At 59.0% G+C, this 14,096-nt stretch carries 11 protein-coding genes and 1 pseudogene; 5 read left to right on the top strand and 7 right to left on the bottom strand.

Going from position 1 to position 14,096, the window contains the following annotated elements:
- Positions 1-17 precede the first annotated feature (17 nt).
- On the top strand, positions 18-1,193 hold the full coding sequence (locus tag FZZ93_RS01685; RefSeq protein ID WP_149320591.1) for a BaiN/RdsA family NAD(P)/FAD-dependent oxidoreductase: 1,176 nt from the start codon (positions 18-20) through the stop codon (positions 1,191-1,193).
- Between the two features lie 110 nt (positions 1,194-1,303).
- A pseudogene (locus tag FZZ93_RS01680) lies at positions 1,304-2,014 on the top strand (CHAD domain-containing protein); the annotation flags it as partial.
- A 252-nt stretch (positions 2,015-2,266) separates the two neighbouring features.
- On the opposite strand, the gene FZZ93_RS01675 reads toward FZZ93_RS01680, so the two are convergent.
- The 5 genes from FZZ93_RS01675 to FZZ93_RS01655 form a co-directional block, all read right to left on the bottom strand.
- Positions 2,267-3,001 (bottom strand): ParA family protein, encoded by a 735-nt coding sequence (locus FZZ93_RS01675; RefSeq protein WP_149320589.1) that lies wholly within the window; start codon positions 2,999-3,001, stop codon positions 2,267-2,269.
- Positions 3,002-3,138: 137 nt separating this feature from the next.
- The gene (locus FZZ93_RS01670; RefSeq protein ID WP_149320588.1) at positions 3,139-3,435 is read right to left on the bottom strand and encodes a YqjK-like family protein; all 297 of its coding nucleotides are present in this window, start codon (positions 3,433-3,435) and stop codon (positions 3,139-3,141) included.
- Positions 3,419-3,817, bottom strand: coding sequence for a phage holin family protein (locus FZZ93_RS01665; RefSeq protein WP_149320587.1), 399 nt, complete (start codon positions 3,815-3,817; stop codon positions 3,419-3,421). Before FZZ93_RS01665 ends, FZZ93_RS01670 begins: the two co-directional genes overlap by 17 nt.
- On the bottom strand, positions 3,817-4,149 hold the full coding sequence (locus FZZ93_RS01660) for an ElaB/YgaM/YqjD family protein (protein ID WP_149320586.1): 333 nt from the start codon (positions 4,147-4,149) through the stop codon (positions 3,817-3,819). The genes FZZ93_RS01665 and FZZ93_RS01660 overlap by 1 nt, the downstream gene beginning before the upstream one ends.
- 76 nt (positions 4,150-4,225) lie before the next feature.
- Positions 4,226-5,257 (bottom strand): phospholipase A, encoded by a 1,032-nt coding sequence (locus tag FZZ93_RS01655; RefSeq protein WP_149320585.1) that lies wholly within the window; start codon positions 5,255-5,257, stop codon positions 4,226-4,228.
- A gap of 41 nt (positions 5,258-5,298) precedes the next feature.
- Here FZZ93_RS01655 and mscK point away from each other — a divergent pair, with 41 nt between their 5' ends.
- Positions 5,299-8,820, top strand: a complete 3,522-nt coding sequence (gene mscK, locus FZZ93_RS01650) for a mechanosensitive channel MscK (protein WP_149320584.1) — start codon at positions 5,299-5,301, stop codon at positions 8,818-8,820.
- Positions 8,821-8,953: 133 nt separating this feature from the next.
- On the opposite strand, the gene FZZ93_RS01645 is transcribed toward mscK, so the two are convergent.
- Positions 8,954-9,187: a hypothetical protein gene (locus FZZ93_RS01645; RefSeq protein ID WP_149320583.1), complete on the bottom strand. Its 234-nt coding sequence runs from the start codon at positions 9,185-9,187 to the stop codon at positions 8,954-8,956.
- A 693-nt stretch (positions 9,188-9,880) separates the two neighbouring features.
- Between FZZ93_RS01645 and FZZ93_RS01640 the strand changes: the two genes are divergently transcribed.
- Both FZZ93_RS01640 and FZZ93_RS01635 read left to right on the top strand, forming a co-directional pair.
- Positions 9,881-11,170, top strand: a complete 1,290-nt coding sequence (locus tag FZZ93_RS01640) for an HlyD family secretion protein (protein WP_149320582.1) — start codon at positions 9,881-9,883, stop codon at positions 11,168-11,170.
- Positions 11,167-13,275, top strand: coding sequence for a peptidase domain-containing ABC transporter (locus FZZ93_RS01635; RefSeq protein ID WP_149320581.1), 2,109 nt, complete (start codon positions 11,167-11,169; stop codon positions 13,273-13,275). Before FZZ93_RS01640 ends, FZZ93_RS01635 begins: the two co-directional genes overlap by 4 nt.
- Before the next feature lie 15 nt (positions 13,276-13,290).
- Here the strand turns inward: FZZ93_RS01635 and FZZ93_RS01630 are convergent, their stop codons facing one another.
- A complete protein-coding gene (locus tag FZZ93_RS01630) occupies positions 13,291-14,046 on the bottom strand; it encodes a TlyA family RNA methyltransferase (RefSeq protein ID WP_149320580.1) in 756 nt (251 codons plus the stop codon).
- Between the last annotated feature and the right edge of the window lie 50 nt (positions 14,047-14,096).

Here is a 14,096-nt window from a genome sequence, read left to right as displayed (position 1 = left end):
TTCTGCAGGAGAGAGACATGACATACGACGTGGTCGTGATCGGTGCGGGAGCGGCGGGCCTGATGTGCGCCTTGACGGCGGGATACGCGGGGCGCCGGGTGCTGGTGGTGGATCATGCCAACAAGGCCGGCAAGAAGATCCTGATGTCCGGGGGCGGGCGCTGCAACTTCACCAATATGGCGACCACACCGGCGAACTTCTTCTCGCGCAACCCGCATTTCTGCATCTCGGCGCTCAAGCGTTATCGCCCCGAGCATTTCGTGGAGCTGGTCGAGCGGCATGGTGTCGAGCACGTGGAAAAGGCGCCGGGGCAACTGTTCTGCGCCGGCTCGGCGAAGGACCTATTGAATGTGCTACTCACTGAATGCGAGTGGGCCGGTGTCGAGCTGCGTCTCAAGACCTCGGTGAATGCCGTGGAGCGCCTGGGCGAGAGCATGCGACTGTCGACCAGCCTGGGGCGCATCGACGCCGGGGCGGTGGTGGTGGCGACCGGCGGCCTGTCGATTCCGACCATGGGGGCCACCGGGTTCGGCTATGACATCGCGCGCCAGTTCGGGCTGGACGTTACCGAGACGCGGGCCGCCCTGGTTCCCTTCACCTTGACATCGCACTGGAAGGAGCGCGCCGCCTCGCTGGCCGGCCTCAGTCACGAGGTGGTAGTGCGGTGCAATGGCGGCGAATACCGCGAGCCCATGTTGTTCACCCATCGCGGCGTGTCAGGGCCCGCCATGCTGCAGATTTCCAGCTACTGGCAGGCCGGTGATGCCCTGAGCATCGACCTGCTGCCCGATACCGATGCCTTCGACGCCCTGACGGCCGCGCGCCGGGAGACGCCCAAGCGGCGCCTTTCCACTTGGCTGGCCGAACGCCTGCCGCGGCGCCTTGCCCAGGCGCTGGTGGAATGGCATGGCGGGGATGGCCCCCTCGCTGAGTGCTCCAATGCCGCCTTGGCGACCTGGGCGGCTCATCTCAATGACTGGCATCTGAAACCCGCCGGTACCGAGGGCTGGCGGACCGCCGAAGTGACCCTGGGCGGCATCGATACCCGTAGCCTGTCGTCCAAGACCTTCGAGGTCCAGGGACTGCCGCCGTTGCGCTTCATCGGCGAGGTGCTCGATGTCACCGGCGAACTCGGCGGCTATAACTTCCAGTGGGCCTGGGCTTCCGGTGTGGCCTGTGGGCAGGCGGTATGACGGAGTGATGGCCGTTGTGCCACTCGCCTGCCGTTTCTCCTTGTGGCTGACCTCCTTCCGGCGATTCGTCGACTTCTATACTGGGAGCGTGACGACGAAAGGAGGCGGTCATGACCAAGCCTTTGCAACAACGACGCCTGGGCCGTGTGGTCGGCGAGGTCGGCCTGGACCTGCTGGAGGACGCGCGCCGCGCCAGGCCGCGTATCATGGATCCGGCGGATGTCGAAGGACTGCATGATTTTCGGGTGGCGCTGCGTCGCCTGCGAGCCTGGCTGCAAGCCTATCGGGGCCAGCCCGGCATCGATTTCCCCAACCCTTTGAGGCGTGATCTGCGCGACCTGGCGCGGGCAACCAACAGAGCGCGGGATGGCGAGGTAATGCTCGCCTGGCTGGTTCAGGCACTGCCCGGCATGCCTGCCGCCGAGCGTGGTGCGGGCGAGTGGTGGCGGCAGCGGCTCGAAGACGAGGTCGCGGAGGCCTATACAGCGGCTGACCTGGCGATCGAGACGCATTTTTCCGAGCTGGAAGCCCGTCTGCGGACGCGGTTCGGCAACCTGCGTACCCGCAAGAAGGCGCGCGCGCCGAATTTCGGTGAAGCAAGCGCGCGGGCATTCTCGAGGCTGCACGAGCGTCTGGTGGCGGAAGTCGAGGCGGTGGGGAGCGTTGACGAGGCCGAGGCCTTGCATCGGCCGCGTATCACCGGCAAGCGCATTCGTTATCTCTTGCGCCCCTGGCGCGATACGTCGTCGGACTGTCGGCGTGCGGAGGAGGCCATGAAGGACTTCCAGGATGCCTTTGGGGTGCTGCATGACGACTTGGTGCGTGAGACGGCGATTCGCTCTGTAGCTCTCGAACAGGCGACTGGAGAGCTCGATGCCAGGCTGGCCGACGCTGCTCGGGGCGAGAGGCCGCGGGCTTCGGCGCCACGGCACCTGCGTGGTTTCATGAGCTTGCTCAATGAGAACCGGCAATGCCTGCTGGCTCATTACGAGGTGGCCACGGGCACCGGGGTGGCAGGTGGTATCGCGGAGCTGTCAGCGCATCTGGAGGCAGCCTGTGCGGCTATGCGCGATTCATCCTAGGCGCTGGTCCAGTTCGTGCCACAGGGCCTGGTAGTTCCGGGCGGCAACGCTGCGCGGCGCGAAGGTGTGAACCGGCGCGCGCTCGAGCCCCATGCGTTCGACCACGCTGGCCGAGGGAATCACCGTGGAGAGCATCAGCGGCCACTGCGATTGCATGGTGTCGATGACCTCGCAATGCAGCTTGCGACGTCGATCGGCCAGGGTGATGAAGGGCCAGAAGGTGCAGTCCTGATCCCGGTCGTCGAGAAAGTCACGCAGCTGTTCCAGGGTGCGCAGCGAGAGCGTGGTCGGCACGACCGGGACCAGCAGGGCGTCGACGCTCGAGAAGATATTCTCCGAGAGATGCGAGAGGCTCGGCGGGCAGTCGAGGATCACCAGATCGTAGTCGCTGCGCACCGGCTTGAGGATCTGGCGAAGGTGGCTGTTGCCGCGCTTGGCCAGCAGGCGGTCCATTTCCCGTGAGGCCAGGGCTGCCGGCAGCAGGTCGATGTTTTCCATCTGGGTGGCACGGATCACCTTGTCGAACGACGCCTTGCCCTTGACCAGCTTCTCGACACCGCCTCGAACCTTGGGCTTGGTGCGCAGGTAGAAGCTGGTGGCGGCCTGGGGATCGAGGTCCCAGAGCAGCACGCGGTAGCCGGCCCGAGCGGCCTGGGCCGCCAGGTTCACGGCCGAGGCAGTCTTGCCGACGCCTCCCTTGATGCTGTAGAGCGCCAGCATGCGCATGTGTGATCGGCTCCCTGTTTGTCGTGTGTTGACACAGGATCATAACAGGGCTGACACATGGGTGTGTTACGAGGTGATGATAGGTGCCGTCGCGTTTATCCGGGGTCGCGGGTGTGAGTCAGCCGGGCGGAGGGCGGTCAGTGGCGACCGGGCAGCAGTTTCCCGAAGCGTTTCAGGGCCATCGCGCCGAACACCAGGTGTCGCCCGAATTTCAGCGCCTTGCCGGGGCGTCGCAGCAACGGCCACAACATGAAGCTTCCCAGTGCCAGTGCCGGTGTGCGATAGCGTCGTATCAGCTGCCAACCGTTCTCCAACGGCGCGCTCGCGTCATGCCAGCGTTCCGCCGCCAGCAGGATGTCCACGCGCTGCTGTTCGATAGCGGCCTCGAGTGAGGCCTTGCGCTCACGGCGAGTCGTCTCATTGTTGCGCGTCACGTTGCGACTCCACCAGTTCGCGGTCCAGGGCCAGGTGTTTCAGGGTGCTGGCCAGCAGAGTGGGGCGCCGTGCCAGATGCATGACCCAGGCTGCCAGCCCCGCGCCACCGAATAGCAGGACACCGGCGCTGATGGCGATCGCGGTCAGGCGGTGGCTGTCCCAGAAGGCGACGATGACGAGGGCGGTCAAGGTGCCCAGGCCGAGCAGCAGCAGAACGAGACTGAGTCCGGCCAGCATCAGCAGCGTGACCAGCCGGGCGCGTTCTTCCTCGAGCTCGAGCACGGCGAGACGCAGGCGCGTCTCGCCGGTGGCCAGCAGGCTGCCCAGCAGGCGCTTTCCAGCGTCGAACAGACGCTGTGCCGGTCCTTGGCTCTCCGCCATCAGCGCCGCCCGAGCAACATTCCGACGACAACGCCGACGGCGGCACCGATGCCGATGCTGGTCCAGGGGTTGTCATGGACGTAACGGTCGCAGGCATCTGCCTGGCGCGTCATGCTGTCGCGGGCTTCGTGATAGGCACGCTCGCCTCGGGCCTCGAGACGGGCCCGGGTATCCTTGAGGCGCTTCTCGGCCCGTTCGCGCAGTTCCTTGACGTTGTTGCGCGAGTCGTCGGCGGTGGCATTCACCAATTCCTCGACGGTCTGTGACAGGTTGTGCAGGTCTTCCTTGAGCTGCTGGGAAGCGTCGCGGTTGTGCGGGGTATGGTCGGTCATCGTGTCTTCCTCTGACGGTACATGACAAGGCCAGCATAGCATTCGCCGTTAGTGGCGCAAGCATTATGCGCAGCCCTCAGTGTTTGAACTCGCCCGAAGAAAACAGGGGATTCAGGCTGAAACCGATGCCGAGTCGGTGCACGCTGCGGTCATAGTCGATTAGGCTGTCCCCGTAGCCGTGGTAGTACAGCACGTGGCCGCGAATCTTGCCGAACAGGGGCCAGGAATAATCGAACTGAGCTCCCATGTGGCCGCTGTCCGGATTGCCACGCCACATCAGGCTGGCTTCGTGGTCATCGAACAGCCGCCGGGCCACGGTGACATCGCCATAGCCTACGAAGTGTTCGATGTCGGGGTTGTCGTCATCGCTCTCGGACTCTGGTATGCGCCAGAAGGGGGCCAGCGAGACGGCCCAGGTATCGTTGACGAAGGTGCTGGTCAGGATGAGGCGATTCCAGCTACGTGACATGTCGCCGGAGCGTCCGTTGGACTGATGGTTGAGCGAGATCCGGTTGTGGATGTTGGTCCAGCCGGCGATCGTCCAGTCATTGTCGAAGTCGGCGAAGATCTCGGGCTCATAGTTGGTCTCGCGGAATGGCGAGGAGGCATCCGTGTTGTAGGCTTGCCACCAGCTACGCTGGGTATAGCCGAAGTAGAGATCGCCATCGGCGGGCAACTTGTCATCGATGAGCTCGAATTTGGCGCTGAACTGGAATTGCATCTCCATGCGATCGGCGCTGGCTTCGTCCCCGCCACTGTTGAGGGTACGATCGCTGGGCCGGGCGGTATAGCTCATCGGCAGCAGGTAGTTGCGTCGATGGGCGGTGATGGCGAAGGGATTCCGCTCGGATGCCCTTTCGAGCATGCGTCGTTCGGCCACCGACTCTTCCAGTTCCGTTTCCTGGTGGTCTTCGGCCGGCACGGCGGTGCGCTGGACCGAAGGCGTGTCGTCGCGCAGGCGGCCACGCAACTGCTGCAGTTCCGTCTGTAACGACTGAATGCGTGATTCGATGGCTTCCCGTTCGGCGTCGCTCAGCGACTCGGCGGCCGTCGCTTCGTGAGCCAGGCCAATCATCAACACAGGAATAAGGAGTCGTGAGGGCTTCATGCGCCGCCTGCATTGCCAAGGTATAGGACGCCGTTTCTACCATGCCGGTGAAGCAAGTCAACTGTGGCAGCATGGCGACGCCGGCAATTGCCTTGTGGGCAATATGCATCGAGAATCACAAGAATTCCCGTGGTGTCACCGATGACGAGGTGTTCGTGAATCTAGTGTCGCGCCGTGCCGGCATAAAAGTATTGCACATTATTTGCCTCTTGGTGGCTCTGGTCGGCTCGACGGCTTGGGCAGTCGAGCCGCCGACGCGTGAGGAGATCGAACAGCGCCTGGAGGAACTGCGTCCCGCCGAAGGGCAAGAGCCCGATGCGGCCGCTCAGGAGAAGATCGACACCCTGCAGGCGGCACTCGATGATCTGGCAGCCAAGGAGACCGCCAAGACCCGGCTCGAGGACCTGGAAAAGCGTGTCGAGAAAGCTCCCACCGAATTAAGGGAGTTGCAGCAGGCCTTATCGGAGAATCAGGACGACACGCCGGCGTCCTCTCTCGAAGCCCTGGAGTCGCTGGATCTGGAGACGCTGGAGAGTCGGCTGAAAGAAGCGTCCGACGCGTTGCGTCGGGACCAGGATCGTCTGTCGCAGATCGAGACACGCTTGTTGGGTACTCAGACGTTACCGGAGCGTGCCCAGCAGGGCATTTCCGATGCGACTCAGGCCGTGGAGGAGAGTCGCCGCACGCTCGAGGATCTGGAGGCACGTGATGTCGACGAGAGCGATCCTCGGCACATGCATGCTCGTACCCAACGGGCACTGGCCGAACAACGTCTGGCGTTGCATCAGCGTGAGCTGGCAACCAACTCGCGTTTGCGGGAACTGGCACAGCAGCGCCGGGACCTGCTCCAGCGTCGTGTAACCAGCCAGGAAGCCCAGGTGTTGGCCTTGCAGGGGGTGATCGACCAGAGACGCCGGGAGCGATCCGAACAGGCGATTGCCGAGGCCGTGCAGGACGAACCCGATGATGTGGCGAGCCATCCTTTGGTGAGCGAAGCTCAGCAGGTCAATCGGGACATGAGCCTGGAGCTGTTGCGCATTACCAGTCAGGCTAATGAGCTGGTACGCCAGGGGCTCGAGGTGCGGCGTCAGCTCGACCAGGTGCGTCAGTTGCAGAGAGGTATGGACGAACACGTGGAGGCCATCCGTGGTAGCACCTTGTTGTCCAGGATCCTGCGGGAGCAGCGCCAGGCCTTGCCCAAGGTCGAGGTGCGGGGAGGATTGAAGGACGAGATCGCCGATTGGCGCTTGCGTCAGTTTGAGCTGGATCGGCAGCGCGAGACGCTCAAGGATGCCGATACGCTGGCGCAGGAGCAGATGGCGAGTGCGACAGACGATGAAATGTCGCCTGAACTGGTCGCGCCGCTGGCGCAGTTGTTTCGCGCACGTCGTGACCTGCTGGAACAGCTTGAGCCAACCTATGGCGAGATGCTCAGCACGGCCATCGAGTTGCAGCTCCATCAGCAACAATTGCTGTCGACCAGCCGGTCATTGCGCGACACTATCAACAAACAGTTGTTCTGGGTGGCCAACGCACGTCCTCTGGATCTCGCCTGGTTGCTCAAGCTGCCGGATCATCTAAGGACCGAGTGGCGGGAAGGCGAGTGGCGCCAGGCCTTGCCGACTCACTGGACGATGCCGGATGCCAGGGCGCTGCTGGGCCTGCCGCTGCTACTGGCGGCGGCGGGATTGCTGCTGCTCAGGCGAACCCTCAAGCGTCGTTTGTTGCGCCTGCACGATGAGATCGGCCATCTGCGCCGTGACAGCCAGGCCCATACGCCCAAGGCGATAATGTTCAATGCTCTGTTGGCGATGCCTCTGCCATTGGTCCTGGCGAGCATCGGCCTGGCGTTGCTGTTTGGCGGGCAGGGCGTTGCACAGAATATCGGCTGGTCGCTGGCGCAGATTGCCCTGGCCTGGGCGGTGGTGGCTTGGGCGCGTCGCCTGCTGACCGCCGATGGCGTCGCCGTGCGCCAGTTCTATTGGCCGTCGGCCTATGTGTCGAGATTGCATCGCTGGCTGTTGTGGTTGTTTGCGGCGATGATTCCGGTATTGCTGGTCGCCCCCCTGGCGCGTGATGCCGGGATCAATCTCAACCTTCGCCCTCTGGCCATGGGCATACTGCTGGCAGGGCTCTTGGGGATGAGTCTGTCGCTGGCCAAGCTGATCATGGCGCATACGCCCTTTTTCGGTGTGAAGTTCTTCCGTCTGGTGCTGGGATTGGCGATGGCGGCGGTACCGTTATTTCTGGGCGGGTTGGTGGTATCCGGTTATGCCTACACGGCCTTGAGCCTGGTCAGCCGGTTCGTGATCACCCTGTATGTGCTGGGCGTATGGATACTCGTAGAGGCAGCTGTGGTGCGGGGCTTGGCCGTGGCCGCGCGTCGTCTGGCGTACCGCCGGGCCCTGGCGCGTCGTCGTGCGCTGCAAGAGAATGAAAGCGAGAGTGGGCTCGATGTCGTCGAAGAGCCTCCACTGGACATGAAGCAGGTCAATCAACAATCGTTGCGCCTGGCCAAGCTGGCCTTGTTGATCGGCTTTCTGGTGGTGCTCTATCTGGTGTGGGCCGACCTCCTCACGGTCCTGGGCTACCTGGAGCAGGTCATGCTGCTGGGCGGCGAGGGGCAGCAGGGCGCCGATCTGGTGGGTGGTGCGGTTTCCGTGGCCGATGCCATCGTGGCCCTGTTGGTCGTTGCGCTAACCCTGATGCTGGCGCGCAATCTGCCTGGATTGCTCGAGGTGATGGTGCTGTCGCGTCTGGAGCTCAAGCAGGGGAGTGCCTACGCCATCAGCTCCCTGCTGTCCTATACCATCGTCGGCACCGGCGTGGTGATGGCACTGGGTACGCTCGGCGTCTCCTGGAGCAAACTGCAGTGGTTGGTGGCGGCCCTGGGTGTCGGGCTGGGCTTTGGCTTGCAGGAGATATTCGCCAACTTCATTTCGGGGTTGATCATTCTCTTCGAACGCCCGGTACGCATCGGCGACACCATCACCCTCGGCAACCTCACCGGCACGGTCAGTCGGATTCGGATCCGCGCTACCACGGTCACCGACTTCGATCGCAAGGAGATCATTATCCCCAACAAGACGTTCGTCACCGATCAGCTCATCAACTGGTCGCTGTCGGACAACATCACGCGGGTAATACTGACCTACGGTGTGGAGCTCGGCTCTGATCATCGCCTGGTGCAGCGTCTATTGCAGCAGGCTGCCGACGAGAATGATCGAGTGCTGCGCGACCCGGCACCGGAAACCTTCTTCATGCGATACAGCGCCAATGCCATGGAGTTCGAGCTGCGCATCTTCGTCAACAGCCTCGGTGATCGCCTGTATGCCAGCGATGAACTCAATGGCCGCGTTGGTGAGCTGCTGGCCGAGCATGACCTGGATATCGCATTCAACCAGATGGATGTTTGGTTGCACCGTAGCGATGGTGCTCGCACCAAGCTGCAGTCCCGCTCGTCCGTATCATCGTCGAGCCGCGATGAACCGCGCCATCCTCCTCCCGGTGCGGCGGGAGACCCTGGTGACGTCGACGGTGGCGGTGATGGTGGGGGGCGCTAGCGCCTAGCCCTGTGGTCAGGTAAAGCGGTGGGAAGCTATTGCCACAAAAATGAGCATGAAAAGGTGAGTCATCACTCAGGCAAGGCGGTGCCCATGTTCATGGGCACCGCCTTGTGACTGTGAAGCTTCAGGGTCAGGGTAGTTCGGGGAGCCCGCCGGGCAGTGATGTACCCAGACCCAGTGAGTCTGCAATGAGCGCCGGTGTCAGGGCAATGCCGGTCCAGGCACTGGCCACAAGTTTGCCGGCCCCTGCACCGAGTTGCTGTCCACCCTCTTGAAAGTCGTTATAGGCTTGATCATAGCTAATACCGCCAGAGACGATATCGATCTCATCGAGACTCATGGCGCGAATGGTCGAATCAGACATGTGACCTCCTTGTGTACTGCTGTAAAAATTGTGCTGTTGCAGCAGTCATCCCGCTGAACAGCACTCACATCTTTAGATTATTCAAGTAAAAAGCGTCAAGCCTAGGTCAAGCCCAGGTCAGGCCAGGTGGGCAGTATTCAGTACTGTAAAAACATATTTGTAGCGGTAATGTTAAGATGAATAATCTGTTGCGATCCACTCATGGGGCTCGTCCGCACCATGGCTTGGGGGTCATGACAGGTTGCAGGTTGAAGAGTGTTACCGAGTGTTGTTTTTTTGTTATGTGAGATGTTTGTTTGTTCGGGTTGCAATGGTTGATAATGATTAATGCTAGTCAAATTTCTGAAATGAATAAAATATACCAGACGTGCAGGTGGTCTTCTGGTTCTATGGGGTAAGAGGGAGCATCGCTATTGAAAAGGGTGGCATGATGGAAGAATGGTGGAGTAAGCTGGCAATGGGGTGACCGTAGAAGATTGCCGACATGAAGCACGATAGAGCCGTAAATGTATGGGGGGTTCTACTGTTTTAGCGTATTGATCTCCTTGATAAGCGAGCATCGTTTCTGTAAGAGTGGGGAGCGATAACCTTTCGCCGATGGATGACCTTTCGCGATAGATAGAAGAGGTCTTGTTCGGCGAACCAAAAAGGCAGTGATGGAGCAGCATGAATGGGTAAGGGAGTACCTGCTGCATGAGTGAGAATTCGTCCTTGTTTAGAAAGGAATCATTTGAGGCACGTCGGATGACGTGGCTGGGACGTCCCGCCGTATTGCAAAATATCCCGACAATAGTTCTGGCCGTGACATCCCTGGTTATCGTTGTCGCGATTATTGCTTTCCTGATATTCGGGGATTATACCCGGCGTGTTTCCGTGTCCGGAGTCATGTTGCCGACTGAAGGACTGACTCGAGTTTCTGCGCCGAGCTATGGTTGGGTAACACGTCAGCATGTGAAGAAGGGAGAGAGTGTTGGGAAGGGAGACGTCCTCTATGAGATAAATCTTGAAAGCACAACCGCACTGGGGGATACACAAGAAGTTGTCAATCAGTTGTTGAGAGATCAAAGGGAAGAAATAAAGTCAGAAATAAAGCGGCATGAGAAGTTGGCGGTTCAGGAAAAGAATGCTTTGAGGAATCAACAGGATAACCTTGTTGGGGAAATCGAACAAATTGAAGAGCAGATAAAGGTTTCGGAGGAGTTTTCTGACACCCTGCATGGTTATGCCATGGAGCAAAAAGAATATATGGATAAAGGGCTGACGCCCTCTCAGGCCTTTGAAAGTCGCTTACAGGCATATATGGAACGGCGTGAGACTCTGGAACGGCTTAAAGGACAGCATGTCAGACTGAGATCCGAACTGGAAAATATTCGCGATGAGTTATCTTCCTTCGATTTGAGTTCTGCCTCTGAAGTTGGAAGGTTGCGTCGTCAGCTCATTGATATTGAAAAGCAGGTTGCGGAGGGGGAATCTCGGCAATCCATTCGTGTTACTGCTCCGCGAGACGGCATCGTCGAGTCGATTTCCACTCAGGCAGGGCAGACGGTTTCTACAGGCACTCCTCTTCTCACGATTCTCCCGGATGATGCTCAGCTCAAGGCACAGATGCTAGTCCCGAATCGCGATATTGGTTTCTTGCACGAGAGTGATGGGGTGTTATTGCGCTATTCTGCTTTTCCTTACCAAAAATTTGGTCAATATCCCGGGACGGTATCCGGAATATCGCGCGCTCCTCTGAAACAAGATGAAATAAAAATGCTTGTAGATAATGGAGCTTCTGCTCCTTCCTCGACAGCTGTGTATCGCATCACCGTGAAGCCAGACTCCCCCTTTGCCATCACTTATGGTGATCGTGTCCCCTTGCAGGCTGGTATGCAGGTAGAAGCTCACATCATGGTAGAGACACGCCCTATCTATCAGTGGATATTTGAGCCACTTTATGGACTTGCGGAAGTTTTAGATGCTGAGGGAGAAGCACAATGAATCTTTCAGAACTACCAAAGCGTCTATTGGGTGGCATAAGGCGAGGGACGCCTGTCATCATTCAATCCGAGGCAGCGGAATGCGGCCTTGCCTGTATGGCGATGATTGCCAGCCATCATGGGCATACTCTCGACCTTCCCGCGATGCGTCATCGATTTTCCACCTCATTGAAGGGAATGGCATTAAGGGATCTGCTGAAAGTAGGGGGAGATCTCAAGTTATCGACGAGAGCTGTGCGGCTGGAGCTTTCCGACCTCGGGAAATTGCAGTTGCCATGTGTACTTCACTGGAATCACAATCACTTCGTCGTTCTCACGCGTGTTGGTGCGAACAGCGTTACCATTCATGATCCGGCTACCGGAAGTCGAAAACTGCCATATTCGGAAGTCTCTAAGCGATTTACCGGCGTCGCTCTTGAGGCATGGCCAAACGAGCTCTTTACGAAGAAGGATGAGCGTGAGCGCATCCATGTAACAGAAATGATCAAGCGGACATCCGGCATCGGTCGGGCCGCGCTGCAGATCATTGCAATATCTGTGCTTCTGGAAATCGTGACTATTGCCATGCCAATTGGCTTTCAAATGGTGATCGATCAGGTGATCGTGGCACAGGATCATGATCTTCTGACATTGATAACAATTGCCTTTGTGTTGTTATTGATCCTCCAGGTGTTGGCTAGTTTTGTTCGTTCCTGGTCTTCAATGTTGATTGGCTCGAGCTTGGTCTTGCAGTGGAAAGCGGGACTGTTCGATCACCTGATGCGCTTGTCACTTAGCTACTTCGAGAAGCGTCATGTGGGTGATATTGTATCACGTTTTGGTTCTCTTGATTCTATACAGAAGACGCTTACTACTAGCGCCATCATGGCACTTCTGGATGGTGTCATGTCCATTGCACTGATTGTCATGCTATGGCTGTATGGAGGCTGGTTGGCCAGTGTTCCCCTTGTGGCCGTTCTCGTGTACACCATTATCAGGCTTTGTCTTTATCATCCGTATAGGAACTTGTCGGAAGAAGCCATTGTATATGCTGCGCAGGAGAATACTCATTTCATGGAAAGCCTGCGTGGGATGGCTAGTCTAAAAGTTCTTAACCTAGAGGAGAGACGTCGCTCTGTCTGGATCAACTATTTGGTCGATCGGGTCAATGCTAACTTGCAAGTGGAAAAATTTGATATCGTGTTTCAAAATGCCAGCCGACTTCTGTTTGGTGCTGATCGAATCATTATCATATATTTTGGTGCGCGTGCCATTATGGGGGATGCGCTATCGGTAGGCATGTTGATAGCCTTTCTCTCATACAAGGATCAATTTACCAACCGGATGGATAACTTTGTCTCCACCATGATACAGCTGCGAATGCTGTCGCTTCATGGCGAGCGTGTTGCCGATATTGCCTTGATAGAACCTGAAAAAAGTGATCTATCCTCTGGTTCTTCAGGGGGCGATGAGGATGCAGAAGGTGGTGGAAGTATCGATGTGAAAAATGTCAGTTTTCGGTATGCTGATAGTGAAGATGATGTTCTGAAAGAAATTAGCTTTTCCATTGGTGCCCAGGAGTGTGTCGGTATCTCTGGTCCTTCGGGCTCCGGTAAAACCACATTGTTGAAGATCCTGTCTGGCTTGATGCTACCTAGTGAAGGTCACGTCTGTATCGATGGCAAGGAGCTGTCATCCATTGGGGCAGCTGCTTATCGGGATCGAGTTGGGTGCGTGTTGCAGGATGACCGTCTTTTTGCCGGCTCGGTTGCTGAAAATATCAGTGGTTTCGACCCGGAGCCTGATATCCGTCTCGTTCATCAGTGTGCGATGTTGGCCGCCATTCACGATGAGATCGTGAAGATGCCGATGGGTTACGAAACCTTTGTGGGTGACATGGGGAGCACGTTGTCGGGAGGGCAGATGCAGAGGGTCATCCTAGCCAGGGCATTGTATCGGCGACCCAAGGTTCTGCTGCTGGACGAGGCGACGAGTCACCTTGACCCCGAGAACGAAGCTGCGATCAATGCGGCGATACAGACGTTATCCATCACTCGGGTCGTGATCGCGCACCGCCCTTCAACACTCGCCATGACGGATCGTGTGATAGATATGGGGTCGTTGTAGGCATATGTGACGTTCTCAACGTCGCCGGGCGTAGAGAAGAAACTCTCGGTTGCCATCGCCGCCGCGAATCGGGCTTTCACGCCAGTAGTGGATCTCGAAGCCAGTGGACGCGCAGGCGGCGCGCAGTTTCGTTTCAACGTCGGCGTAGCGGTGTGTTTCGGTGACCAGGCCTTGGGCGTTGACGCCCTCGGGGCCGACTTCGAACTGTGGCTTGACCAGCGACAGTAGCTCACTTCCCGTGGGCAGGATGGCGGCTAACTCCGGCAGAATCAGGGTCTGGGAAATGAAGGCGACATCCATGACGGCGACATCCACCGGATGTGAACGCAGTGCCGCCTGGAGGCGGGCATCATCGCGCATGGCGCGGGCATTCAGGCCTTCCAGGTAGAGGACACGCTGGTCTGCGCGCAGGCGGGCATCCAACTGGTCGCGTCCCACCTCCACGCCGATCACATGACGAGCGCCATGGCGCAGTGCACAGTCGGTGAAGCCGCCGGTGGATTGCCCCACGTCGAGGACGCTCCGGCCGTGAAGATCGAGCGACAGCGTCTCCAGCAGAGCTTCGAGCTTGAGGCCAGCCCGGGAGACATAGCGCTCCTCGGGATCCTCATCGACCATCAACTCCACCGTCTCGGCGAGCTTTTCGCCGGGGCGCATCAGCACCTTACCGTCGTCGGCGCGGCGTACCCGTCCATGGCGAATCAGCCGCTGGGCGCGGGTGCGTGAGCGGGCCAAGCCCTGGCCGAGCAGGAGTTGATCGAGGCGTGGCATGGTGCATCGGTTCCGGCAGCGGGTATGGCGGTATTATGACACAAGGCATT

This window comes from Halomonas eurihalina, from assembly GCF_008274785.1.
Taxonomy (GTDB): Bacteria; Pseudomonadota; Gammaproteobacteria; order Pseudomonadales; family Halomonadaceae; genus Halomonas; species Halomonas eurihalina.
Note: the sequence above shows the minus strand (reverse complement) of the source record. Positions and strands in the feature narration are given on the sequence as shown.